This is a genomic window from Microbacter sp. GSS18 (genome assembly GCA_029319145.1).
In the GTDB taxonomy this organism is placed as follows: domain Bacteria; phylum Actinomycetota; class Actinomycetes; order Actinomycetales; family Microbacteriaceae; genus Microbacterium.
Map to the genome: position 1 here is coordinate 3586947 of CP119753.1, position 24907 is coordinate 3611853.

A 24907-nucleotide genomic window follows, 5' to 3' on the forward strand; every position below is an offset into this window, starting at 1 on the left:
CGGTGGCACCCACGTCCTCGGGTGCCACCGCCGCTTCGTGCGTGCGGGAACGTTGTGCGCGTCAGGCCTGGGTGACGGCCGCTCCGGCGGCGATGAGGACGAAGATCGTGATGATCACCGCGAAGCCGATCGCGATCCAGCCGAGGATCACCGAGGCCAGGGCGAGGCCGCGTCCGCGCTCGCCGGTCTTCTTGATCTGCGAGAGGGCGATGTAGCCGAAGATGAGGCCGAGGACGCCGGCGAACCACACGAAGATGATCGACAGGATCGCGAAGATGTTGAAGCCGGGCTGCGAGGCGGGAGTCTGCGAGGTCATGGCTGAACGCTAGCGGCTCCGGGAGTCTCTGATCGAGGATTTCTCCACAGCGTCCACCAAGTGTTTCCTCAGCGTCCGGGTGCGCCGCGTCCCGCGCGCATCCGTTCAGCCGCCCGCGGCGACGCTCACCTCCGCGCACCGGTCGCGGGCCTCGTCCTGGACACCCGCCGCGAGGTCGAATCCGCCGCCGGCGGGTTCGTCGACCACGATGCACAGGTCCAGCTCGAGGGTCGTGTCCCCGAAGACATGGGTCTGCGTCTCCTGGTGGGCGGACGGGCCGAAGCCGGCGATCGGCACCTCGATCCGCCTATGTTTCGCGGCACCGCGCATGAAGGTGGCGGCCGTTGCGGCATCCGGCGCCGCGAACCGGCCACGAGCGCCCACCAGCGCCCACCGCGCCGGCTTGCTTGGCGTTGGTCGTCGTGTGGGCGTGCGGTCGCGGCCACGAGCGCCAGGTGACGGGCGTCTCGGCGCGCTTGCTTGGCGCTTGCTTGGCGTTGGGTGTCGTGTGGATGTGCGGTTGCGGGCAGGAGCGCCAAGTGATGGGTGCCTTGGTGCGGTTGCTTGGCGTTGGGTGTCGCGTGGGCGTGCGGTTGCGGGCAGGGGGCGCCAAGTGATGGGCGTCTCGGCGCGCTTGCTTGGTGCTTGCTGGGCGCTGGTTGTCGTGGGAGGGCGCGGATGCGGCCGTGAGCGCCAAGTGATGGGTGCCTTGGTGTGGTTGCTTGGCGTTGGGTGTCGTGTGGATGTGCAGTTGCGGCCAGGGGCGCCAAGTGATGGGTGCCTTGGTGCGGTTGCTTGGCGTTGGGTGTCGTGGGATGTGCGGTTGCGGCCAGGGGCGCCAAGTGATGGGCGCCTCGGCGCGGTTGCTTGGCGTTGGGTGTCGCGTGGGCGTGCGGTTGCGGCCAGGGGCGCCAAGTGACGGGCGTCTCGGTGCGCTTGCTTGGTGCTTGCTTCGCGCTTGCTCGGCGCTGGTTGTCGGGGGAGGGCGCGGATGCGGGCAGGGGTGCCAAGTGATGGGCGTCTCGGCGCGCTTGCTTGGTGCTTGCTTGGCGCTGGTTGTCTTGGGAGGGCGCGGATGCGGCCGTGAGCGCCAAGTGATGGCTGTCTCGGCCTGCTTGCTTGGCGTTGATTGTCGGGGGAGGACGCGGATGCGGCCAGGGGCGCCCACTGACCGCAAGCGAGCGAGGCTGGCGCCGGTGGACGCGCGCCGACATCATGGGGGAGCGCTCCGAACGCGCCGGGAAGGGGACGCCTGATGTCACAGGTGCTGCTGGGTGTGATCGCCGTGGTCTTCGGAGTCATGGCGGGGTTGCTCCTGTTCGTCCCCGCCGTCGCGGTCTCGTATCGTCGCCACGGACGGCTCGCCCTGTCCACGCTCGCCCTGTGGGCCGCGGCGCTGGTGTACTTCATGGCCGTGTGGGTCTACACGCTGCTTCCCATGCCCGAGCCGGGCGCGATCGTCTGCACGCATCCGCAGCTCGACCCGTTCGCCTTCGTCGACGACCTGCGCGGCGCCGCGGCGAGCGGGAGCTTCCTGACCGATGCCGGGTTCCTGCAGCTCGCTCTGAACGTGCTGCTGTTCGTCCCCCTCGGGATCCTCATCCGCCTCATCTGGCGCCGGGGCATCGTCGTCTCGCTCGTCGCGGGGGTGCTGCTGTCGCTGCTGATCGAGACCACGCAGGTGACGGGCGTCTGGGGGCTGTACCCCTGCGCGTACCGTCTGTTCGACGTCGATGATCTGCTGACGAACACGCTCGGCGCGGTCGTCGGATCGCTGCTGTCGCTGCTGATCGCGCCGCGCCTGCGGGTGCGGCCCGATCGCCTCGAGGCCGCGCTGCTGCCGCATCCGGTGACCCGCGTGCGCCGCCTCGTCGCGTCGCTGTCGGACTTCCTCAGCGTCACCCTCACCGCCGTCGCCACGGCGGTGGTGATCGCCCTCGGCGCGGCACTCACCGTCGGCGATCACGTCCTCGACCCGTCCGCCGCGTGGGTGACGTGGACGGTGGCGCTCGTCCCCTTCGTGCTGAGCACCGGGTTCTTCCTCGTGACGGGCCGAACGATCGGCCAGGCGGCCGTTCAGCTGCGCTACGTCGGCTCGCCGTACCCGCGGGTCCTCGCGGGACTGCTCGTCTACGGCGGCGGCATCGGCGGCTATCAGGTGATCAGCGCCATCCCCGCGATCTCGGGCTGGGCGACCCCGCTCTTCGCGGCGGTGGCGGTCGTCATGGTGTTCACGACACGCGGGGCGCGGGGGCTTCCCGGCGTGCTCTCCCGCTCCCACCTGGTCGATTCGCGGGAGGCCGTCCGCGCGGATCCCGACGTCGCTATGACGGAGGATCGAGCGGCCCGGTGAGGTACCGCTGGAGTGTGGGTCCCACGGCGGCGACGAGCTCGTCGACGGATGCCGCGGCCATCGGCGGCAGCTCCAGCACGTAGCGCGTCATCAGCACGCCGACCAGCTGACTGCCCACCAGTGCGGCGCGCCGCTCGGCGTCCGGTCCCGAGAGACGGTGGGCGATGCGGCCGAGCACTTCGCGCGAGATGAATCCCACGAGCAGGGACGTCGATCGGCGGCTGCCGACGATCGCCCGCAGGATCGCGACGCCGCGACGGCGGAACGCCGGATCCTCCCACGTCTCGAGCACGTGGCGCGCGATGCGTTCGCCGGCATGCTCCAGGTCGCCGTCGAGCATGCCCGGCACGGCCAGCGCAGGAGTGAGCGGTGCGTCGAGCGCCGCGCTGAACAGGTCTGCCTTCGTCCCGAAGTAGTGGTGGACCAGGGCCGGATCGACACCTGCGCGGGCGGCGATCGAGCGGATCGTGGCGGCGTCGTAGCCGCGCTCGCCGAACTCGGCCACGGCTGCCTCGACGATCCGTCCACGGGCGCCCGAATCGCCTCCGCGCGGGCGTCCGCGGCGACGCCTCGGGGTCGGGGCGAGGTGCTCGGGCATGTGCACAGGCTACGTGCGGCGAAGGGCCTTGCCAAGATTTCATCAGTCGTTGAATAATGCGGCCATGCGGGCTGTCTTCCTCAAGGAGTTCCAAGAGCTGCGCCGCGACCGCAGGACGCTGGGGATGCTCATCGTCATGCCGTTGCTGCTGCTGGTGATCTTCGGCTACGCCGCGAATTTCACCGTCGACACGTTCACGCTGTCGATCTACGGCAGCGCCGCCGACGACGTCCAGTCCCAGATCGAGGACAACGCCGATCTGGCCGACCATTTCGACATCCTCACGGTCGACACCGACGGGACGAAGACGGATGCCGTGACAGAGCTTCGCGAGGACAAGGCCGACGTCGCGATGCTCGCGGACGGCGACAGCGTCACGGTCTACATCGACGGCTCGAACCTGTTCGCCGCGCAGGGCGCGCAGGTGCTCTTCGCGCAGGTGCAGCAGCAGCTGGCGCAGAACCCTCAGGCGCCGGCGATGGAGGTCGAGATCCTCTTCAACCCCGACCTGAAGACGTCCTGGGTGATGATCCCGGCGATCATCGGCCTGATCCTGACGTTCATCGGCACGATCATCACGAGCATCGGGCTGGTCCGCGAACGCGAGGCGGGCACCCTCGAACAGCTCGCCGTCATGCCGTTGAAGGCGCCGGCGGTGATCCTGGGCAAGATCATGCCGTACTTCCTGCTGGCGTCGTTCGACATGGCCCTCATCGCGCTCATCGGCATCTGGCTGTTCGGCGTGCCGTTCAACGGCAATCCGTGGATCTTCGTCGTCGGTGCGGCGCTGTTCCTCTTCGCTGTGCTCGGCATCGGCGTGCTCATCTCGTCTGTGTCGCAGACGTCGGGGCAGGCGATCCAGCTGGCGATGATGACGCTGCTGCCGCAGATCCTGCTCTCGGGAATGATCTTCCCGCTCGACGCGATGGCGCCCGGGGTCCGCTGGATCGGCTATCTGCTGCCGCTGACGTACTTCACGATGCTGTCTCAGGGCGTCATGCTTCGCGACGCGCCGTGGGACTCGCTGTGGCTGCCGCTGACGGTGCTGGCGATCATGGCCGTGGTCATCTTCGGCCTCGCCGTCGTTCGCCTGCACCGGAGCATCGCCCCGGCGAAGCCGCGCGCGGCCAAGGACGCGACGTGACCGAGCTCGGCGTCTCGGGCATCCGGGTCTCGTTCGGCGACACCCTCGCCCTCGACGACGTTTCGCTCGAGGTGCCCGTGGGCGAGGTCACGGGCGTGGTCGGCGGCGATGGCGCCGGCAAGTCCACGCTGCTCAAGGTGTTCGCCGGCCGCGTCGGGGTCTCGGCCGGGACGGTGCACACGCTCGGCAAGGCCGACATCGGCTATCAGCCCGCGACGAGCGGCGTGTGGGGCAACCTCAGCGTCGCCGAGAACGTCGAGTTCGTCGGGCAGTCGTACGGGATGTCGCGCGCGGCGATCCGCTCGCGCGGCGACGAGCTGCTCGAGCGCGCAGGGCTCGTGGAGGCGCGGTCGCGGCTGGGGTCGAGGCTGTCGGGCGGCATGCGGCAGAAGCTCGGATTCGTGCTCGCGATCCTCCACCGCCCGGCGCTCGTGCTGCTGGACGAGCCGAGCACGGGCGTGGACCCCGTCAGCCGCGTCGAGCTGTGGCGGCTGGTGTCGGCTGTGGCCGCCGGCGACACCGCCGTGCTGATGGCGACGACCTACCTCGACGAGGCGCAGCGCGCGGCATCTGTCGCCGCCCTCGATCAGGGACGGGTGATCGCCGCGGGCGTGCCGGACGCGATCATCGCGGGAGTGCCCGGGCGCATCGCCACGCTCCCCGAGCCCGAGCGCGCCGTCGCGGACTCGTGGCGGCGGGGCGCGGCCCGGCACGTGTGGTTCGGCGGTGCGACGGCACCGGCCGGCTCCGCTCCCATCGCCGAGCCCGACCTCGAGGACGCGCTCATCGCGCTGACGCTGTCTCGCCGCGTGGACGGCGTGGACGCCGAGCAGCACCCGCGCCGCGCGGCGCACGCCCGCCGCATCGCCCGCACGCACCACCGAGAGTACGTGCCCGTCGACATGCCGGATGCGCGGCCGTCGGGTCTCGAGAAGGGCACCACGCTCGCGGCCGGTGCGCACGTGACGCGCCGGTTCGGGCACCAGGTCGCCGTCGACGACGTGAGCCTGGAGGTGGCCGCCGGCGAGGTGGTCGGGCTCATCGGCGCGAACGGGGCGGGGAAGACCACGTTCCTGCGGGCGCTCATCGGGCTCGACCGGCCCGACTCCGGCGACGCGGAGCTGTTCGGCGCCCCGCCCGACGCCGCTTCGCGTCGGCGCCTCGGCTACGTGCCGCAGGGGTTGGGGCTCTACCGCACGATCAGTGTGCGCGAGAACGTCGAGTTCTTCTCGCGCGTGTACGGCACGCCGCCCGCTCAGCTGCCGGCGTCGCTCGCGGCCGTGACCAAGGACGTCGTCGGCGAGATCGGGCTCGGTCGCGAACGCCAGCTCGCCTTCGCCCTCGCCCTGGGCCACGATCCCGATCTGCTGATCCTCGACGAGCCGACATCGGGCGTGGACCCGCTCTCGCGGGCGCGGCTGTGGGACATCATCCATGCGCAGGCGGATGCCGGGCGCGGGGTGCTGGTCACCACCCACTACCTGCAGGAGGCCGAGCAGTGCACGCGGCTGGCGCTGATGTCGCAGGGGAAGCTGCTGGGGATGGGCTCGGTCGACGATCTGATCGCGGGCGTCAGCGCCGTCGAGGTCCGGTCGGCGCGATGGCAGGACGCGTTCGCCGCCCTCGGCGAGGCGGGCCTGCCGACGATGCTCGCCGGCCGCACCGTGCGGGTCGCCGGGGTCGACACCGACCGTGTCCGCGACGCCCTGGGAGGCATCGACGCGGCGGTCGCCGACGTCGCCCCCACGCTCGAGGAGGCGATGGTCCTGCTGGAGTCGTGACATGCTTTCCTGGGCGTGCTGAACGACCATGGACGCACCGGAGGAACCCCGCATGACCGCTCAGCTCTTCGAGATCACCGGCGACGTCCGCGACTACGCCTGGGGGATGCCCGGCGGGGTCTCGCGTGCGCTCGGTCGCGGCGACACCGATGCGATCGAAGCCGAGCTGTGGCTGGGCGCGCACCCGTCCGCTCCGAGCCGATTCGTCGATGCGGATGCCGCCGGTGCTCGCGACCTGGCGGCGTGGGAGCAGGCGAGCGGCGCGACGGTGCCCTTCCTGCTCAAGCTGCTGTCGGCGGCGTCGCCGCTGTCGCTCCAGGCGCACCCGACGCCCGACCAGGCGCGGGTCGGGTTCGCCGCAGAGGAGGCCGCCGGCATCGCCCCCGGCGCGCGGGAGCGCAACTACAAGGACCCCCACGCCAAGCCCGAGCTGATCGTGGCGCTGGACGACGGCTTCGAGGCCCTGTGCGGCTTCCGGCCGCTGCCCGAGACGCTCGCCACGGTCGCAGCGCTCGCGGCCGTCGCCGAGGATCCGTCGCCGTTCGCCGAGTGGGAGCGGATGCTGCGTGCGCCCGACGGCGTCCGTGACGCGTTCGACTGGCTGCTGTCGGGCGGTCCCGCCGTGAGCTCGCTCATCGCCCAGGTGGCGGCCGCGGCCGCCGCCGACCCCGAGCGCTTCGAGCTGCCGGGGCGGCTCGCCGGCGCCTTCGCCGGCGACCCGGGGATCGCGATCGCGCTCATGCTGAACCACGTCACGCTGGCCGCGGGGGAGGCGCTGTGGCTGCCCGCGGGCAACATCCACGCGTATCTGCGGGGGACCGGCATGGAGCTCATGGGGCCGAGCGACAACGTCCTGCGCGGAGGCCTGACACCCAAGCACGTCGACATCCCCGAGCTGAGCCGCGTGCTCGACTTCTCCACCGGTGAGCCGCCCCACCTGCCGGCCCTCCAGGTCTCGGAGCGCACCGTCACTTACCGGCCCGCGTCGCTGCCGTCGGGCCGCGACGTGCCGTTCGAGTTGTTCGAGGTCACCGGCGACGACGTCGTGACGACGTCGGGCCCGGCGATCGTGCTGGTGGCCGACGGCGCGTTCACGGTGTCGGCCGGGGACGCGACGGCCGAGGCGGGCCGAGGAGCGACGCTGTTCGTGACGGATGCCGCGAGCCTCGGCGTCCGCGGCCACGGTCGCCTCTTCGTCGCCGCCGCCTGAGCCGGTCCGCGCCCGCGTCCGCGAACCGTACGGCGGCTGCGCCGGGAGAGCCGGATCCGGCCGGATCCGCGAATGCGCGTGTGTCCGGCGCGGGCGACTGGATACAGTGGGCGCGTGGACCCGGTCGTGGCAACACTCGTGATCCTGGTGCTCGCGATCGTCGCGTTCGTGAGCAACCGCGTTCCGCTCGGCATCGTGGCGATCGGCGTCGCTCTGGCGCTGTACTTCACGGGCGTGCTGACCCTCAACGAGGCGCTCGCCGGATTCGGCGACCCGACGGTGCTCTTCATCGCGGCCCTGTTCGTGGTGAGCGAGTCACTCGACGCGTCGGGGGTCATGGCGTGGGCGGGGCAGAAGGTCATCGGGCGCGCGGGCACGAAGCGCACGACCCTCATCATCGTGATCGCGCTGCTGGCGGCCCTGGTGTCGGCGATCATCAGCGTCAACGGAGCCACCGCGGCGCTGCTGCCGCTCGTGGTCGTGGTGGCCGCGCGGGCCGCCCTGCCGGCCTCGCAGATGCTCATGCCGCTGGCCTTCGCGGCATCCGCGGGCTCTCTGCTGCTGCTGACCGGGACACCGGTGAACATCATCGTGTCGGACCTCGCCGCGAGCAGCGGCGCGCGGGCGTTCGGCTACTGGGAGTTCGCCCTCGTCGGCGTCCCCGTGGTCGTCGGCGCGGTGATCCTGCTGGTGATCTTCAGCAAGCGGCTGCTGCCCGAGCGCACCGGCGCGATCATGCCGATGGATCTCATCCGGCACGCGAGGCTGCTGCGCGACCAGTACTCCCTGAGCCTCGAGACGGGTGTGATCCTGGGCGCCTCGAGCGGGGTCAGCGAGATCGTGGTCGCGCCGCGCTCGCCGTTGATCGGTGAATCGGTGTCGCCGGGGATGAAGACCCCGTCGGGCGACCTCGTCGTCCTGGCGGTGCGCCGCGGCGACGATCTGCTGAAGGGCCCCGACATCGCCGTGCAGATGGGGGACGTGCTGCTGCTGCAGGGAACGTGGGATGAGCTGAGCCGCCACGCCGCCGCCCCCGGCGTGCTGGCCGTCGACGCTCCCGAGATGATGCGGCGCTCCGTCCCTCTCGGCAGCGGCGCGAAGCGGGCGCTGGTGATCCTGGGGCTCATGGTCGTGCTGCTGTCGACCGGTCTCGTGCCGGCGGCCGTCGCCGCGCTGCTGGCCGCCGGCGCTCTCGTGGTCACCGGCACCGTCACGCCGACCCGCGCCTACCGTTCGATCTCGTGGACGACGATCGTCCTCATCGCGGGCATGATCCCGCTTTCGACGGCCTTCACCAAGACCGGCGCCGCCGACCTCGTCGCCGAGTACCTGCTCGGTGTGCTCGGCGATTCGAGTCCGCATCTCGCGCTTCTCGTCCTCGTCGTCGTCACGGTCGTGCTCAGCCAGCTGATCAGCAACACCGCGACGGTCCTGATCATCGCCCCCATCGCCATCGCGATCTCGGCGACGATGGAGGTCTCGGTGCTGCCGTTCATGATGGCGCTCACGGTCGCGGGCGCCGCGGCATTCCTGACCCCGATCGCGACGCCTGCCAACCTCATGGTCATGGATCCCGGCGGCTACAAGTTCGGCGACTACTGGAAGCTCGGCATCCCCCTGACGCTGTTCTTCATCGTCATGGCGGTGCTCTACGTCCCCGTGATCTGGCCCTTCTGACATCCGCGAACCTCGGTGCGTAGTGTGGAGACGTGACGAACGACACGGCCACGCCGCGCCCCAACCGCGGACGAGCCGCCGGGCCCGAGAACCGGCGTGCGCTCATCGCGGCCGCGCGCGAGATCTACGCCACCGAGGGCCCGTCGGCGCCGTTCAGCGCGATCGCCAAGCGCGCCGGTGTCGGCCAGGGCAGCCTGTACCGCCATTTCCCGGATCGCATCGCGATGGCCGTGGCGGTCTTCGAGGACAACATCGCCGAGCTCGACGCGCAGCTCGCCGGCCCGGACGCGGGGGTGGCAGATCTGCTCGCCCGCGTGGCCGACCAGGCGATGGCCTCGACCGCCCTGATCGGACTCGTCACATCGGACCTGGAGGATCCGCGCGTGACGCCTCTGGGCGAGCGGTTCCAGCGGGTCGTCGCGCGCCTCGTCGAGAACGATCGGACAGCCGGACGCATCGGCGCACACGTCGAGGACGCGGACGTCGCGATGGCCGTCGGGATGCTCGCGAGCGAGCTCGCCCACACCCCCGAACCGGACAGGCCCCGGGTCGCGGCGCGCGCGCAGGCTCTCTTCGCGGCGGCTTTCGCCCCGCGGTGAGCCCGAGGGATCTATGCTCCTGTCGTGGGCAGGTTCATCTACGACACCGTCGCGAACGGCGTCGACATCGAAGACCGTACTCTCGCGCATCTGCGCATCGTCGTGATGAACAAGCTGCGCCGCGGCGAGTCGTTCATGTTCGACGTCGAGGTGGGCGACGGCAGCGGGCGACGCAGCTTCTGGATGCACTCCTCGGTGCCCCTGCAGTTCCACTTCTACGGCAGCCGGCAGCCGCGCATCAACCGCGTCTGGGTCGAGGAGATGATGCTCGCGGCGGGTGGCCCCAACGGGCTGTCGATCATGCCGGAGCCTGCCGAGGAGACGGCGGCGCCGCTCACCGACGAGTGATCACCCGGAGATCTCGCCTCGCTTCTTCGGAGACCGGGACACGCGTGCATCCGACACCTGGAGCCGGTCGACCTCGAGGTTCTCGACTTCGACGCTGCCGAGGATGACATCCCCCGACTCGGGAGTGGGCTGACCGCCGGCGCCGTCCTCGGACGGATCGGTGTCGATGTGCTCGGCGACGAGCACGATGCCGCCGGTCGAGGACACCGAATTGGCCAGATCCGCGATCCACTCGCGGCTGAGCTCGGTCGGCTCGGGGTCGTCGAAGACGAAGCGGAGCGGGATCGACGGATGCAGCCAGATCGTGCTGCGTCCGCGAGGCTCGTCGTCGGGGTGGCGCCACGAGAGCGTGAAGGTCTCGTTGCGGCGCAGCTTGGTCACGATGACGACCTTGAGGTGCGCCAGCGCTCGATCCTCGATGTGGATCGGGGTGTCCGACCCGCCGTAATAGATGGTGCCCACGCAGGAAACACTAGAGCGTGACCGGGGTCTTCGGTGCGATCCGGAGGTAGCGTCATCGGGGAGGTGCCCATGAGCGACGAGGAAGGCCGTCGGCGTGCGGGGCGGATGCCGTGGCCCACGGCGACCGTCGCGACGGTGCGGAGCCTCTACACGCTGCGGCCGTCGCCGGGACCGCGCTGGCCCCTGGCGCTGCAGGCGGCGCTGTCGGTCGCCGTCCCGATCGCGGTGATGACGCTCGTCGGGCGCCCCGAGCTCGGGTACCAGGCCGCCACCGGCGCCTTCACGGCCCTGCACGTCGGTCAGCTCCGCCCGGGCGAGCGCGCGAGGCTGCTCCCGTTCGTCGCCGCAGCCCTCATCGCGAGCAGCGCCCTGGGCGTGCTGGTCGGACCGTCGATCGCGGCCACGCTCGTCGGCCTCGTCGTCCTCACGGCGCTCGCGAGCGCGTTCACGTTCGGGTTCCGGCTGGGCCCCCCGGGTCCCATCTTCTTCGTGCTCGTCTTCGGCGTCTCGGCCCACGTCTCGGCGGTCGCCCCGTCGTTCTCTGCGGGGGAGTTCCTGCTGGCACTGTCGGGCGGCTGCGTGTTCTCGTACCTGCTCGCCGTGACCCCGCTCGTGCTGCCGCGCGTCCGTCGCGAGCCGGCTCGCCCCGTCGCCGAGCTGATGGCGCGGCCGGTGTGGGACGCCCCGACCGTCACGATGATCCTCCGGGCCGTGGCCGTCGCGGCGGTGGGCGCCGTGGTGGGCATCTGGGTGGATCCCGACCGCGCGTACTGGATCGTCACGTCGGGCATCGCCGTGGCTGCCGGCGTCGTCGCGCTCGAGCGCCGCATCGCCATCAGCCGCGGCCTGCACCGTGCGATCGGCACGGTCGCCGGGGCGGGCCTGTACTTCCTGCTCATCCTCGTGCCGTGGGCGGGCTATGCCCTCGCGGCGCTGCTGGGCACGCTGCAGTTCGTGATCGAGCTGCTCGTGGTGCGCAACTATGCGCTCGCGCTGCTGTTCATCACGCCGCTGGTGCTGCTGCTGACGGGAGCCGCGACCGGCTCCATCGGCTCGATCGCGGTCGCCGACGAGCGCGTGATCGACACGCTCGTCGGCTCGGCGCTGGGGATGCTCGTGGCCCTCGTGCCCGGGCTCCGCGCCCGCAAGCCGGCCGCGGGCTGAGCGCCGGGACGGGTCCGGGCGCCCTGGCTACAGCCGGGCCCAGGCCTCGGTGAGGACGCCGCGCAGGATCTGCTCGATCTCGACGAACTCGCTCGGGCCGATCGTCAGCGGCGGGGCGAGCTGGATGACGGGGTCGCCGCGGTCGTCGGCGCGGCAGTACAGCCCGGCGTCGAACAGCGCCTTCGACATGAAGCCGCGCAGCAGGCGCTCGGACTCGTCGTCGTCGAAGGTCTCCTTGGTGGTCTTGTCCTTGACCAGCTCGATGCCGAAGAAGTAGCCGTCGCCGCGCACGTCGCCCACGATCGGCAGGTCGGTGAGCTTCTCGAGCGTGCGGCGGAAGATCGGGGAGTTCTCGCGCACGCGCTCGTTGAGCCCCTCCTCCTCGAAGATATCGAGGTTCTCCAGCGCCACCGCGGCCGACACCGGGTGCCCGGCGAAGGTGTAGCCGTGGGCGAACGAGGCGTTCCCCGTCGAGAACGGCTCGTAGATGCGGTCGCTGACGACGGTGCCGCCCAGCGGCGAGTAGCCGCTCGTGGCGCCCTTGGCGAAGGTGATCATGTCGGGCTGGTAGCCGTACGCGTCGGCGGCGAAGAACTCGCCGATGCGCCCGAACGCGCAGATGACCTCGTCCGAGACCAGCAGCACGTCGTACTTGTCGCAGATCTCGCGGACGCGCTGGAAGTAGCCGGGCGGGGGCGGGAAGCATCCGCCCGAGTTCTGCACGGGCTCGAGGAAGACCGCCGCGACGGTCTCGGGGCCCTCGAACTGGATCATCTCCTCGATGCGGTCGGCGGCCCACTTGCCGAACTCCTCCTCCGTGCCGCCGGGGAAGCCCTGCTCCGCGGCGCGGTAGAAGTTCGTGTTGGGCACGCGGAAGCCGCCCGGCGTGATCGGCTCGAACATCTGCTTCATGCCGGGAAGGCCCGTGATCGCGAGGGCGCCCTGCGGCGTGCCGTGGTAGGCGATGGCGCGCGAGATGACCTTGTGCTTCATCGGCCGGCCGACGAGCTTCCAGTACTGCTTGGCGAGCTTGAACGCAGTCTCGACGGCCTCGCCGCCCCCGGTGGAGAAGAAGACGTGGTTGAGGTCGCCGGGCGCGTAGCCGGCGATGCGGTCGGCGAGCTCGATCGCGGCCGGGTGGGCGTACGACCAGATCGGGAAGAAAGCGAGCTGCTCGGCCTGCTTGGCGGAGGCCTCGGCGAGCCGGCGGCGGCCGTGGCCGGCGTTGACGACGAAGAGGCCGGCGAGGCCGTCGATGTACTTCTTGCCCTGCGAGTCCCAGATGTGGTGGCCCTCGCCCTTGACGATGATCGGGACGCCGGGGCCCTCGGTCATCACCGACTGGCGGGCGAAATGCATCCAGAGGTGGTCGCGCGCCATCCCCTGCAGCTCTGCCTCGGTGCGGGCGTGGCGGTCGGTGGTCGTGGACATGCGGGGCCTCCTGTGGCGTGTCCCGATCGACGATACCCGCGCGCCCCCGGGGCGACCGGCGACGGTTCGTATCGTTCTCGTCGCGTCCCGCGGCGGTCCGTCCGGCCCGCTGCGGGGCCCGGCATCGGGGTCAGGTGGGGAGCGCGTGGCCCTTCGGGAGCGCCAGGACAAGGGATGCCGGCTCGATCCGCACCGTCACGTGGACGGCGAGGCCGAACTCGTCGCCGTCGAGCTGCACCGCCTGCGGACCCTCTGTGGAGCCGATGTCGAGGCCTTCGCCGCGCGAGTACCGCACGGAGCTGTCCTCGGTGCGGAGCTTGAGCACTTCGCGGCCGGCGCGGAACTTGCGCAGCACGCTGTTGTCCCACGCCACGCGACGCCACACGAAGATCCAGCCGAGCGGGCCCTTGGGCTCGAACACGACGATGTCCAGCTCGCCGTCCGCCACCGACGCCTCGGGGATGAGCGAGAGCCCTCCCGGCAGCGACCCGCAGTTGGCGAACAGGATGCTCTGCACCTTCGCGGCGTGCAGCCGGTGACCCACGATCTGGTACATCACGCGGAAGGGCTTGGCGTTCACGAGCGAACGGGCGGCGCCGTCGACGTACGCGACCCAGCCGACCGTCTTCTTCAGCTGGGGGCTCGTGTTGGCGATCATGGCGGCATCCAGGCCCATGCCCCCCATCACCACGAACGCGCGCTCCTCATGGGTGCCGTCGGCGCGCCGCATGGCGGCGAAGCCGACGTCCATCGCGACCTTGTCTCCGTCGAAGGTCGCGCGGATCATCTTGTCGCGGTTCTCGAGCGGCAGCCGCAGATTGCGTGCGAGCAGATTGCCGGTGCCGCTGGGGACGATCGTCAGGGGCACTCCGCTGCCGCACATCGCCTCGGAGACCGCACGCACGGTTCCGTCGCCGCCGGCCACGAGGACGGCATCCGCCCCGTCGTCGAGCGCGGTGCGCGCCACGCCGTCGCCGAGGTCCTCGGGCGTCGTCTCGTAGAAGAGCGGCGGCCCCCAGCCCGCGGCGGCAGACGCCTTCTCGACTGAGGCGCGGATCGCGGGGGTGGCGACCTTGGTGGGGTTGTAGACCAGGGCCGCGCGCCGGGGCGAGCCGGGTTCGCCTGCGCGGTCGGAGTCGCTCGCCATGGGTACAGAGTAGGGCCGGACGGGATCGGATGCCGTCTCAGCCGGATACCGGATGTGCATGCGCCGGCAGCCCCGGCGCGCGGCATACGGAGAAAACCCCCGATTAGACTGAACGGATGATCGATCCCGTGCTGCTCCGCGACAACCCCGAGCTGATCAAGCGCTCGCAGGAGGCCCGCGGGGAATCGCCCGAGACCGTGGACGCCGCGGTCGCCGCCGACCAGGCCCGTCGCGCCGCGATCACGGCGTTCGAGGAGCTGCGCGCGGCGCAGAACGCCCACGGCAAGAAGGTCGCGAAAGCCCCCAAGGACGAGAAGGCCGCACTCGTGGCCGAGGCCAAGGAGCTCAGCGAGAAGGTCAAGGAGGCGCAGCGTGCCGTGACCGTCGCCGAGGAAGAGGCCGAAACGGCATTCTCGGTGCTCGAGAACATCATCATCGAGGGTGTTCCCGCCGGCGGCGAAGAGGACTTCATCACGCTGCGCACGCACGGCGAGCCGCCCGTGTACGACTTCGAGCCGCGCGACCACCTCGAGCTCGGCGAGATGCTCGACGCGATCGACATGGAGCGCGGCACCAAGGTGTCGGGCGCGCGCTTCTACTTCCTCAAGGGCATCGGCGCGCGCCTCGAGCTCGCGCTCATGTCGCTGGGCCTCGACCGCGCACTGCAGGCCGGCTTCACGCCACTCATCCCGCCGACGCTCGTGCGCCCCGAGGTGATGCGGGGAACCGGGTTCCTCGGTCAGCACGCCGACGAGGTCTACCATCTCGACGCCGACGACCTGTACCTCGTGGGCACGAGCGAGGTGCCCCTCGCCGGCTACCACATGGACGAGATCATCGACTTCGACCGCGGTGCCAAGCGCTACGCCGGCTGGTCGACGTGCTACCGGAGCGAGGCGGGGTCGTACGGCAAGGACACCCGCGGCATCATTCGTGTGCACCAGTTCAACAAGCTCGAGATGTTCGTCTACACGACGCCCGAAGAGGCCGAGGCCGAGCACCTGCGTCTCGTCGCGATGCAGGAGGGCATGCTGCAGGACCTGGGTCTGAGCTATCGCGTGATCGACGTCGCCGCCGGCGACCTCGGCTCGAGCGCCGCCCGCAAGTACGACGTCGAGGCGTGGGTGCCCACGCAGGGCGCCTACCGTGAGCTGACGTCGACCTCGAACTGCACGACGTACCAGGCGCGGCGTCTCAACATCCGTCACCGCCTGCCCGCGGACCAGGGCGGCAAGACGCAGCACGTCGCGACGCTGAACGGCACCCTCGCCACCACGCGCTGGATCGTGGCGCTGCTCGAGACGCACCAGCGCGCGGACGGCTCGGTCCTCGTTCCCGAGGTGCTGCGCCCGTACTTGGGCGGACTCGAGGTCATGGAGCCGATCGCGTGACCGAAGCGCACCTGCCGCCGACGGGCGAAGTGAAGGTCGTGCGCCCGAGGCGCGCGGCCCGTCTCGTCGAGCGCGTGGCGCGCGACACCGAGGATCCGCACAAGCACGCCGAGCGCCTGCTGATCGTGCTCGATATCGACGGCACGGTGCTGCTCGAGGACGAGTCGCTCAGCCCCGGCGTGGTCGAAGCCGTCGAGCACGCGCACCGCGCCGGTCACCAGGTGATGCTCGCGACGGGCCGCAGCTGGGAGGGGACGCGCGGAGTGCTGCGGGTGCTCCAGATCGCGCCCGAGTACATCGTGTGCTCCAACGGCGCGGTCGTCCTCAAGCGCGAGGATGCCGATGAGCTCCGCTACCAGCGCTGGCACATCGAGACGTTCGACGCAGCCGAGGTGCTCGCGCACCTGCACGGGCACCTGCCCGACGCGCGGTACCTCGTGGAACTGCCCGACGGCGAGCGCCTGTACACCGAGTACCTCGACGACTGGAACCTCTTCGAGGCGCGCCGCGTGGAGTTCCCCGAACTGTCGGCGCACCCGGTGTGCCGCGTCGTCGTGGTCGCGCCCGAGCAGGCGTCCGACGACTTCCTCGAACTCGTCGAGCGCATCGGCCTGCACCAGGTCTCGTACGCCGTCGGCTGGACGGCGTGGCTCGACATCGCCCCGCTCGGCGTCGACAAGAGCACGGGGCTCGAGCGCGTGCGCGAGGAGCTGGGCATCGACCCCGCCCACGTCCTCGTGATCGGCGACGGGCGCAACGATGTCGGCATGTTCCAGTGGGCTCGGCGCAACGGCGGCCGCGCCGTCGCGATGGCCCAGGGTCCGCAGGAGGTGCGGGATGCCGCGACCGAGGTCACGGCATCCGTCGACGAGGGCGGCGTCGCCGAGGTCCTCCGCCACCTCTGAGGCGGCGTCCCGATCCTGATCGGCCGCACCATCCGCGGGGTCGCGTCGCGGCCGCGATCCGGATGGGTCTGTCCGGATGGTGCCGTCCGGTAAAATCGGATCCGTTCGACGAGCGTCCGGGGGGACGTCGACCCAGGCCCCCAGGAGGACGCGGATGAGAGAACCCCACCAGGTCAGGCGCGGCCGCCCGACGCTGGCCCGACACGGCCGCCTGTCGACGCCCCACCCGGTGTCGCTCATCCTCACGCTGATCGCCGTCGGCGCGGTCGTGCTGTCGCTCAGCGCCACGGCCGTGGGTGCGTACGCCGTGTGGGATGCTGCGTCCACGATCACCGATCAGGCCGTCGATCTCGACCCCGATGAGGACCTGCCGCCGTCGCTGGGAGCGATCGAGGGCGGGGTGAATGTGCTCGTCGTCGGCACCGACTCGTGCGAGGGGCAGGACCTCGAGCTCTTCCCGCGGTGCGCCAACGGCGACTCCCCGGGCGAGCGCAACGACGTGACGATGCTCGTGCACATCTCGGACCCGCCGCGCCGCGTCACCGTGGTCTCGATCCCCCGCGACATGAACGTCGCGATCCCGTCGTGCACCGACGGCGACGGGGTCACCCACTCCGCCATGACCGCGCAGCAGATCAACGCGTCGTACTTCTACGGCGGGCTCGCCTGCACGGCCCGCACCGTCGAGCAGCTGATCGGCGACGACATCGACTTCGCGGCCGCGATCCGCTGGACCGGGGTCATCAACATGTCGGACGCCATCGGCGGGGTCGACGTCTGCGTCGCGGGAGACATCTCGGATCGCCACACCGGTCTGAGCCTGGCCGCCGGCAACCACACCCTGGTGGGCGCCGAGGCGCTGCAGTTCCTGCGGATCCGTCACGGCATCGGCGACGGGTCGGACCTCGGTCGCATCTCGAACCAGCAGCAGTTCATGTCGTCGATGGTGCGCAAGCTCCAGTCCGACGCGGTGCTCGCCGACCCGGGGCGGCTGCTCACGCTGGCCACCACCGCGGTCAGCCAGGTGACGCAGGGTCAGCTCGTGCTCAGCTCGGGGCTGACCAACCCGACCCTGATGGTGCAGATCGCCATGGCCGTGAAGGATGTGCCGTATGAAGACATCGTCTTCGTGCAGTACCCGACCGCCTACGTCGCGGGCGTGGGCGCGAGCCGCGTGATGCCGGTGACGTACGCGGCGGACGCCCTGTTCGCCGCGCTGCAGGAGAACCGGCCCCTCACGCTGACCGGCGAGGCCAGCCAGGGCTACGGTGTCGAGGTGACCGGCGAGGCCGCGGCGCCGGCGCCGATCCCCAGCGCGTCGCCCGAGCCGGGGACGGATGCCGCTGGCGAAGCATCCGCGAGTCCGACCGCGACGCCGGTGGCCGAGGAGCGGGTCGAGCTGCCCTCGGAGATCGCGGGGCAGACGGCGGCGCAGACCACGTGCACCGTGCCCCAGCGCTGAGCCCGCTCCGGGTGGACAGGGGTTCGCGCGCCTTACAGCCCCTCCACAGATCGCCTTGCCAGAATGGGCGAGACAAGCGTGTCGGCTAGACTCGACGCCGTTCGACGGGTGCTCCGGCATCCGCCGGGAGGGTTGTCCGAGCGGCCGATGGAGCTGGTCTTGAAAACCAGTGGGCAGCAATGTCCCGTGGGTTCGAATCCCACACCCTCCGCTCAAGGGCTGCGTCGGGGGGAGATCCCCACCCGAATCCCGCCCGAGAGGACCCCGTGAGCCAGACGATCCGGCCCCCGAGGCGCCGACGACGTCCCGTCGCCGGCCACGCGGTCCTGTCGTCTCCGAGCCCGGTCGGGATCGTCATGAAGGTCGCGGCGATCGTGGCTGCCGTCGGAGTCGTCTCGGTCATGGGCATCGTCTCCTTCGCGGCCTACGACCTGACCTCGTCGTTCACCGAGGACGCCGTCGCCCTCGAGGGGCAGGAGTCGGTCCCGCCCGACATCGGCGCCATCGAAGGCGGCGTGAACCTGCTCGTGGTCGGCACCGACGAGTGCGAGGAGAAGTACGCGAAGTACTTCCCGACCCGCTGCTCGGGCGCCACGGCGACCGGCCAGCTCAACGACGTCAACCTGCTGGTCCACATCTCGGACGAGCCCCGTCGCGTCACGGTGATCTCGTTCCCGCGCGATCTGATGGTGCCGATCCCCTCGTGCACGAGCGAGGACGGCACGCCGTCCTCGGCGATCAGCGTCTCGCAGATCAACGCGGCGTGGGGCTACGGCGGCCTGAACTGCGTCGTGAAGACCGTCTCGCAGCTCAGCGGCGAGAACATTCCGTTCGCGGCCAAGGTCAGCTTCGGCAACGTCATCGCCATCACCGACGCCATCGGCGGCGTCGAGGTGTGCATCGGCAACGGCGGCATCCGTGACAGCCACACCGGCATCAACTGGCCGGCGGGCATGCGCACCGTCAAGGGGTTCGAGGCGCTGCAGTTCCTGCGCACCCGCCACGGGCTGCAGAACGGCAGCGACCTGGCGCGCATCTCGAACCAGCAGCAGTACATGTCGCGCCTGTCGCGCAAGCTCGTCAGCGAAGAGGTCCTCTCGAGCCCGACGACGCTGCTGCGGCTCGCGACGACCGCGGTGCAGAACGTGACGCCGAGCCAGAGCCTGACCAACCCGATGACGCTCGTGCAGGTCGCGCTCGCGGTCAAGGACGTGCCGTTCGACGAGATCGTGTTCGTGCAGTATCCGGTCGTCGAGTACGCGCCGGACCCGAACCGCGTGGCCCCGAACTATGACGCGGCGAAGCAGCTGTGGGCGGCGCTCCGCGCCAACAGCCAGCTCGCGGTCACGAGCGACCCGAACAACACCGGCGGCGTCGTCACGGTCACGCCGACCGAGACCCCGAGGCCGCAGCCGTCACCCACCGGCACACCGACACCCGGCGCCACCGAGGCGCCCGCGCCGGCCGATGAGGTCGTCGAGCTGCCGAGCACGATCCCGGGGACGACCGCCGCCGACGAGACATGCTCAGCAGGGAACTTGAGGGGCTGATGACAGGATTCACCGGACGCCCGCGCAACGGGCGCAAGCCGCTCGCGCGCCACGCGCAGCTCGACGAGCGCGCGCCGATCATGCGCGTGCTGTCGATGATCGGCGTCTTCGTCGCCGTCGTCGCGGTCAGCGTCGTCGGCATCGGCACCGTGAACGTGTGGAGTGCGGCATCCGCCATCGGCGACAACGCCGTCGTGCTGGATGAGGACGAGGAGATCCCGCCGTCGCTGGGTGCGATCGAGGGCGGCGTCAACGTCCTCGTCGTGGGCACCGACTCGTGCGAGGGCCAGGATCTCGAGCTCTTCCCGCGGTGCGCGCACGACGACGGCGGTGAGCGCAATGACGTCACGATGCTCGTGCACATCAGCGACAACCCCCGCCGCGTGACCGTGGTCTCCTTCCCGCGCGACATGATCGTGCCGATCCCGTCGTGCTCGGACGGCGAGGGCGGGTCGTACTCGGCCATGAGCGCCCAGATGATCAACGCGTCGTACATGTACGGCGGCCTGGCGTGCACCGTGCGCACCGTCGAGGAGCTCACCGGCGAAGACATCCAGTTCGCGGCGGCCATCCGCTGGACGGGCGTCATCAACATGTCCGATGCCATCGGGGGCGTCGACGTGTGTGTCGCCGGTGACATCTCGGACAGCCACACGGGTCTGAACCTGACGGCCGGCAACCACACCCTGGTGGGGGCCGAGGCGCTGCAGTTCCTGCGGATCCGTCACGGCATCGGCGACGGGTCGGACCTCGGTCGCATCTCGAACCAGCAGCAGTTCATGTCGTCGATGGTGCGCAAGCTCCAGTCGGAGTCGGTGCTGGCGAATCCGTCGGTGCTGTTCAACCTGGCCACGACCGCGGTGAGCCAGGTGACGCAGGGTCAGCTCGTGCTGAGCTCGACGTTGACGAACCCGACGCTGATGGTGCAGATCGCCATGGCCGTGAAGGACGTCGCGTACGAGGACATCGTCTTCGTGCAGTACCCGACGGTGTATTCGAGCGACTTCGTCCACGTGCTTCCGGTGACGGATGCCGCCGACGTTCTGTTCCAGGCGCTGCGCGACAACCAGGCGCTGACGCTCACCGGCGAGGCGAGCGGAGGCTACGGCGTCGAGGTCACGGGTGAGGCCGAGAAGCCGACGCCCACCCCGACCGCGGATGCGGATGCCGGATCCGGCGAGACGGCGTCGCCGACCGCGACTCCCGCGCCGACCGAGAGCGCCGCGCCCGCCGAGGAGCGGGTGGAACTGCCCTCGCAGATCACCGGCACCACCGCCGCGCAGGTCACCTGCACGGTTCCGGAGGGGTAGCGGGGTGACGAGGAGCGGCGTGCGAACGGCATCCGCTCCTGGTCAGTCCTCCGGGCGGCCGGGGCGAATGCCCGCGGCCGGCAGGATGATGCGGTCGATGATCTCGATGATGACCTCGCGCTGTACCGGCTGTCCCAGCATGAGCACGCGATACGCCACCATCGCCGGTCCCACCAGCGCGAGGTGCTCGACGTCGCATTCCGGGGAGATCTCGCCGCGCGCGATGGCGCGGCGGAGGGCGATGCGGTTGGCTTCGGCGCGCGGCTCGACGAGCGCGGCGCGCGCGGCCTCGGCGAGTTCGGGGGAGCGGGCGATCATCGAGACGATGCCCGCCATGACCTTGAGCTTCCGCTCCGCGTCACGGATCGATGGCGTTCCCACGAGAGCGACGAGATCCCCGCGCAGCGTGCCGGTGTCGGGTGGTGAGGCGAAGTCGATGTCGGATGCCTTCATGCATGCCACGGCGTCGAGCACGAGGTCGGGCTTCGAGGCCCAGCGGCGGTAGAGCGTGGCCTTGCCGGCCTTGGCGCGTGCCGCGACCATGTCGATGGTCATGCCGTCGTAGCCGGTCTCGGCGAGTACATCGAGCGCGGCTTCGAGGATCTCGGGATCGCGCGTGTGGTCGCGCTTGCGGCCCAGGCGCGGCTTGGCGTCGGGTTCGACCTGCGTCATCGCACCCGCCTCCCTTCCGCTCGTGTCGATGTTACCGGCGGGTGAATTCCTGAACAATCCATATCCGGAACTGCTCAGTACCGTATAGAGTACCCGACATGACCTCATCCACCCTGCCCGCGACCGACCGTCGTCGCTGGATCACCCTCGTCGTGGTCGGGCTCGCCCAGCTCATGGTCGTGCTCGACGCCACCGTCGTGAACATCGCGCTGCCGTCGGCGCAGGCCGACCTCGGCTTCAGCGACGGCCAGCGCCAGTGGATCATCACCGCATACTCGCTCGCGTTCGGCAGCCTGCTGCTGCTCGGGGGGCGTCTCTCGGACCTCATGGGCCGCAAGCTCACGTTCGTCGCCGGGCTTATCGGCTTCGCCGCCGCATCCGCCCTCGGGGGTGCGGCCGCAACGTTCGAGCTCCTCGTTCTGGCTCGGGCGCTGCAGGGCGCATTCGGTGCGCTGCTGGCCCCGACCGCCCTCGCGGTGCTCACCACGGCGTTCGTGATCCCGAAGGAGCGCGCTCGCGCGTTCGGTGTCTTCGGCGCGATCGCGGGTGCCGGCGGCGCCGTCGGCCTGCTGCTGGGCGGCGTCCTCACCGAAGCGCTCGACTGGCGCTGGAACCTGTACATCAACGTCTTCATCGCCGCCTTCGCGCTGGTCGGAGCCATGATGTTCGTGCCCCACGTGGAGCGGTCGGGGCGGCGCCCGAAGCTCGATGTGCCCGGCACCCTGCTCGTCTCGGGAGCTCTGTTCGGGCTCGTGTACGGGTTCTCGAATGCTGAGACCGATGGCTGGGACTCGCCACTGACCTGGGGCGTGCTCGCGATCGCCGGGGCCCTGCTGGTGGCGTTCGTGGCCTGGCAGACGCGCGCGTCGCATCCGCTTCTGCCGCTGCGCATCGTGCTCGACCGCAACCGAGCCGCCGCCTACCTGTCGGTGCTGATCGCGGGCGCCGGGATGTTCGGCATCTTCCTGTTCGTCACCTACTACCTGCAGACGACCCTCGGGTACTCGCCGATCCAGACCGGCCTGGCATTCCTGCCCATGATCGCGATGCTCGTGCTCGCGGCGCAGCTGGGCACCAACCTGTTAGTGCCGCGCCTCGGGCCGAAGATCATGGTGCCCATCGGCATGACCCTCGGGGCGATCGCGATGATGTGGCTCACCTTCCTGGACGCGTCGAGCACGTACGCCGCTCACGTCCTGCCGCCGCTCATGGTGATGGGCTTCGCGATGGGCACGATCATGCCGGCTTCGATGCAGACCGCGACGCTCGGCGTCGACCGCGAGTTCGCCGGCGTCGCCTCGGCGATGGTGAACACCAGCCAGCAGGTCGGCGGCTCGATCGGCACCGCGCTGCTGAACACCCTCGCCGCGACAGCTGCCGCGGACTACCTCGCCGCGAACACGCCTGTCACGCCCGAGGTCGGGGTGGACGCCGCGCTCGCGAGCTACAGCACCGCGTACCTGTGGGCGGCGATCTTCTTCGCGGCCGGCGCCGTGATGTCGGCGCTGCTGTTCCGGCGCCGCGGACACGGTCTCTCGCTCTCGCACGCGGCACCGCCGGCGGCGGAGGAGGACCGCGAGCCCGTGGCCGCACACTGACTGCGCTGTCGGTGCGGGGCGGGCGCTGCCGGTTCGGTGCTCGCCCCGCGACCGGTTATGATTACCTGGTGTGTTCTGCGGCTTCGGCCGTGATCACCTGGAGACGTCGCATAGTCAGGCCTAGTGCACCACCCTGCTAAGGTGGAGTCCTCGCAAGGGGACCGAGGGTTCAAATCCCTCCGTCTCCGCAGAACTTCCTGGCCCGCAATCCCTTGAAAACACTGGGATCGCGGGCCATAGGTTTCTCATAGGAACGCGATTTGCGTAAGGATTGCGTAAAGTCGCGGGAAGTTGCCTACCCGGGCTCCGGTGATTGAACCCGGCCGGACATGAGCCAACAGGATGCGGCGGGGTTCAGCGCGGCGGATGCGGAGACGCGGCTGCACCGCCAACTCGTGGAGATCCGAGATGCCGCTGTCGATCCACGCGTTTCGTTCGAGTTGAGTGATGCTGAGGGCGTGGTCGTCGAGGCAGCGGAGGAGCACCTGCTCGGGCGCGGTGCTGGCACGGGTCCCTCGAGCAGCGGCCTCGCGACGAGGGCGACTCATTGAGGGCGGGTGCAGGAGTCGCGGCCGCTGCCGGAATCGGCCTGGCCCTTGTCGCCAGCGCGGCAGGCCTCGGGTTCGCGATCGCGCGGAGGTTGACGGCACCGCCGTCGGGCAGGGTCTACGATCTCACCGTCCGGGGTATCCTGCGCCATGAGGGCCACGACGCGGTCGTCCTTGACCGCAACGCATCGACGGTGGCGACGGGCGTCTACAACCTGTGGCTCGAGGACGGCGGGTGGGTTCGGCTCGGCCCGATCGTCGGCGAGGACGCCCGAACGGTGACGCGGCTGGTTGAGTCGGCCGAGCCGGCGGACGCGCTGGCAGTTGGCAAGCGCGCGTCGTGGAGCGGCATCTATTATCGCGATCCCGCCGACGCTGGTCTCGTCGCCCAGGACGTGATTGTGGAGACCCCGGTCGGCCCCGCGCCCGCCTGGCTGATCCGCCCGTCCGGGAACGCGACGAACAACTGGGCGATCCACATCCATGGACTGGCGAGCCCGCGCGCGGGCACGCTCCGTGGAGTGAAGGTCGCGGCCGACGCGGGCCTCGTCTCACTCGTCGTCACTTATCGCAACGATGGCGAGGGCCCCACGGTGGGAACTGGTCGCTCCACGCTCGGTGCAACAGAGACCGACGATGTTCGCGCTGCCGTGAGGTACGCGATCGCGCACGGCGCCGAGCGGATCGTGCTGTTCGGATGGTCAATGGGCGGAGCGATCGCGCTACAGATTGCGGCTGACGACGAGTTCTGCGCCACAATTGACAGGCTCGCTCTCGACTCGCCTGTGCTCGACTGGGTGGCAACGATCGACGCGAATTGCGTCCGAGCAGGACTCCCGCGTCGGGTCGGAGTACTCGCGAGTCCGTGGCTTGGGACTCGTCTCCTCGCGCGCCTGACCGGGATGGCCGCAGAGGTTCCGCTCGACCGATTCAACTGGATGGACCGCGCCGAGGAACTGCTCGTACCGACTCTGATCCTGCAGGGAACCTTCGACAGGTCATCTCCATACGAGGTCGCGCGCCGGCTCGCGGAAGACCGCCGTGGCTCGGTACGGCTTGAGACGGTCGCCGCGGACCACACGCTTGTCTGGAACTCAGATCCAGCTCGGTGGAAGCGGCTCGCCACGGACTTTCTGGCGGCGGCGCGTAGTCGCTGCGCTGAGACGCGCGAATAGGGCCAGGCGCAATCAGCGGGTATCGTTCCCCGCCGATCTCGGGTCGAGATGGCGCCCGATCCTGCG

General features: G+C 70.3%; 22 protein-coding genes and 2 tRNA genes. 17 read left to right on the forward strand and 7 right to left on the reverse strand.

Going from position 1 to position 24907, the window contains the following annotated elements; translation table 11 throughout:
• Nucleotides 1-61: 61 nt before the first annotated feature.
• Nucleotides 62-316, reverse strand: coding sequence for a DUF4190 domain-containing protein (locus tag P0L94_16595; GenBank protein WES64075.1), 255 nt, complete (start codon nt 314-316; stop codon nt 62-64).
• 105 nt (nt 317-421) lie between these two features.
• On the reverse strand, nt 422-613 hold the full coding sequence (locus P0L94_16600; GenBank protein WES64076.1) for a hypothetical protein: 192 nt from the start codon (nt 611-613) through the stop codon (nt 422-424).
• Nucleotides 614-1571: 958 nt separating this feature from the next.
• Between P0L94_16600 and P0L94_16605 the strand changes: the two genes are divergently transcribed.
• Nucleotides 1572-2669, forward strand: coding sequence for a VanZ family protein (locus P0L94_16605; GenBank protein ID WES64077.1), 1098 nt, complete (start codon nt 1572-1574; stop codon nt 2667-2669).
• On the opposite strand, the gene P0L94_16610 is transcribed toward P0L94_16605, so the two are convergent.
• Complete coding sequence (locus tag P0L94_16610; GenBank protein WES64078.1) at nt 2641-3267, reverse strand: TetR family transcriptional regulator; 627 nt, start codon at nt 3265-3267, stop codon at nt 2641-2643. The two genes, P0L94_16605 and P0L94_16610, sit on opposite strands and share 29 nt — an antisense overlap.
• 64 nt (nt 3268-3331) lie before the next feature.
• Between P0L94_16610 and P0L94_16615 the strand changes: the two genes are divergently transcribed.
• The 6 genes from P0L94_16615 to P0L94_16640 all read left to right on the forward strand — a co-directional run bounded on the left by P0L94_16615 (nt 3332) and on the right by P0L94_16640 (nt 10026).
• The gene (locus tag P0L94_16615; GenBank protein WES64079.1) at nt 3332-4411 is read left to right on the forward strand and encodes an ABC transporter permease; all 1080 of its coding nucleotides are present in this window, start codon (nt 3332-3334) and stop codon (nt 4409-4411) included.
• Nucleotides 4408-6192, forward strand: coding sequence for an ATP-binding cassette domain-containing protein (locus tag P0L94_16620; protein WES64080.1), 1785 nt, complete (start codon nt 4408-4410; stop codon nt 6190-6192). The genes P0L94_16615 and P0L94_16620 overlap by 4 nt, the downstream gene beginning before the upstream one ends.
• Nucleotides 6193-6244: 52 nt before the next feature.
• Nucleotides 6245-7402, forward strand: coding sequence for a mannose-6-phosphate isomerase, class I (gene manA, locus P0L94_16625; protein WES64081.1), 1158 nt, complete (start codon nt 6245-6247; stop codon nt 7400-7402).
• A 114-nt stretch (nt 7403-7516) separates the two neighbouring features.
• On the forward strand, nt 7517-9079 hold the full coding sequence (locus P0L94_16630) for an SLC13 family permease (protein ID WES64082.1): 1563 nt from the start codon (nt 7517-7519) through the stop codon (nt 9077-9079).
• Nucleotides 9080-9111: 32 nt separating this feature from the next.
• The gene (locus tag P0L94_16635) at nt 9112-9678 is read left to right on the forward strand and encodes a helix-turn-helix domain containing protein (GenBank protein WES64083.1); all 567 of its coding nucleotides are present in this window, start codon (nt 9112-9114) and stop codon (nt 9676-9678) included.
• Nucleotides 9679-9702: 24 nt separating this feature from the next.
• Nucleotides 9703-10026, forward strand: coding sequence for a hypothetical protein (locus P0L94_16640; protein WES64084.1), 324 nt, complete (start codon nt 9703-9705; stop codon nt 10024-10026).
• Here P0L94_16640 and P0L94_16645 read toward each other — a convergent pair whose 3' ends face one another.
• Nucleotides 10027-10488, reverse strand: coding sequence for a hypothetical protein (locus P0L94_16645; GenBank protein ID WES64085.1), 462 nt, complete (start codon nt 10486-10488; stop codon nt 10027-10029).
• A 69-nt stretch (nt 10489-10557) separates the two neighbouring features.
• Here P0L94_16645 and P0L94_16650 point away from each other — a divergent pair, with 69 nt between their 5' ends.
• Nucleotides 10558-11652: an FUSC family protein gene (locus P0L94_16650; GenBank protein WES64086.1), complete on the forward strand. Its 1095-nt coding sequence runs from the start codon at nt 10558-10560 to the stop codon at nt 11650-11652.
• 27 nt (nt 11653-11679) lie between these two features.
• Here the strand turns inward: P0L94_16650 and P0L94_16655 are convergent, their stop codons facing one another.
• Both P0L94_16655 and P0L94_16660 read right to left on the reverse strand, forming a co-directional pair.
• Nucleotides 11680-13083 (reverse strand): aspartate aminotransferase family protein, encoded by a 1404-nt coding sequence (locus P0L94_16655; GenBank protein ID WES64087.1) that lies wholly within the window; start codon nt 13081-13083, stop codon nt 11680-11682.
• A 130-nt stretch (nt 13084-13213) separates the two neighbouring features.
• Nucleotides 13214-14230: a diacylglycerol kinase family protein gene (locus tag P0L94_16660; GenBank protein ID WES64088.1), complete on the reverse strand. Its 1017-nt coding sequence runs from the start codon at nt 14228-14230 to the stop codon at nt 13214-13216.
• A 116-nt stretch (nt 14231-14346) separates the two neighbouring features.
• On the opposite strand from P0L94_16660, the gene serS reads away from it, so the two are divergent.
• From serS to P0L94_16690, 6 genes are all read left to right on the forward strand, one after another.
• Nucleotides 14347-15621: a serine--tRNA ligase gene (gene serS / locus P0L94_16665; protein WES64089.1), complete on the forward strand. Its 1275-nt coding sequence runs from the start codon at nt 14347-14349 to the stop codon at nt 15619-15621.
• Nucleotides 15618-16526, forward strand: a complete 909-nt coding sequence (locus P0L94_16670; protein ID WES64090.1) for an HAD family hydrolase — start codon at nt 15618-15620, stop codon at nt 16524-16526. Before serS ends, P0L94_16670 begins: the two co-directional genes overlap by 4 nt.
• 154 nt (nt 16527-16680) lie before the next feature.
• Nucleotides 16681-17988 carry an LCP family protein gene (locus P0L94_16675; GenBank protein ID WES64091.1) on the forward strand — a complete coding sequence of 436 codons (1308 nt, stop codon included), beginning with the start codon at nt 16681-16683 and terminating at the stop codon, nt 17986-17988.
• 126 nt (nt 17989-18114) lie between these two features.
• Nucleotides 18115-18199: transfer RNA gene (locus P0L94_16680), tRNA-Ser, on the forward strand.
• Between the two features lie 55 nt (nt 18200-18254).
• On the forward strand, nt 18255-19538 hold the full coding sequence (locus P0L94_16685) for an LCP family protein (GenBank protein WES64092.1): 1284 nt from the start codon (nt 18255-18257) through the stop codon (nt 19536-19538).
• Entirely contained in the window at nt 19538-20848 is a 1311-nt protein-coding gene (locus P0L94_16690; protein ID WES64093.1) for an LCP family protein, read from the forward strand. The genes P0L94_16685 and P0L94_16690 overlap by 1 nt, the downstream gene beginning before the upstream one ends.
• Before the next feature lie 42 nt (nt 20849-20890).
• Here P0L94_16690 and P0L94_16695 read toward each other — a convergent pair whose 3' ends face one another.
• Complete coding sequence (locus P0L94_16695; protein ID WES64094.1) at nt 20891-21520, reverse strand: TetR/AcrR family transcriptional regulator; 630 nt, start codon at nt 21518-21520, stop codon at nt 20891-20893.
• Nucleotides 21521-21618: 98 nt separating this feature from the next.
• Between P0L94_16695 and P0L94_16700 the strand changes: the two genes are divergently transcribed.
• From P0L94_16700 to P0L94_16710, 3 genes are all read left to right on the forward strand, one after another.
• Nucleotides 21619-23118, forward strand: coding sequence for a DHA2 family efflux MFS transporter permease subunit (locus P0L94_16700; protein ID WES64095.1), 1500 nt, complete (start codon nt 21619-21621; stop codon nt 23116-23118).
• A 99-nt stretch (nt 23119-23217) separates the two neighbouring features.
• Nucleotides 23218-23306 (forward strand) — tRNA-Ser (locus P0L94_16705).
• A gap of 452 nt (nt 23307-23758) precedes the next feature.
• Nucleotides 23759-24841 (forward strand): alpha/beta fold hydrolase, encoded by a 1083-nt coding sequence (locus tag P0L94_16710; protein WES64096.1) that lies wholly within the window; start codon nt 23759-23761, stop codon nt 24839-24841.
• The last annotated feature ends 66 nt before the right edge of the window (nt 24842-24907 follow it).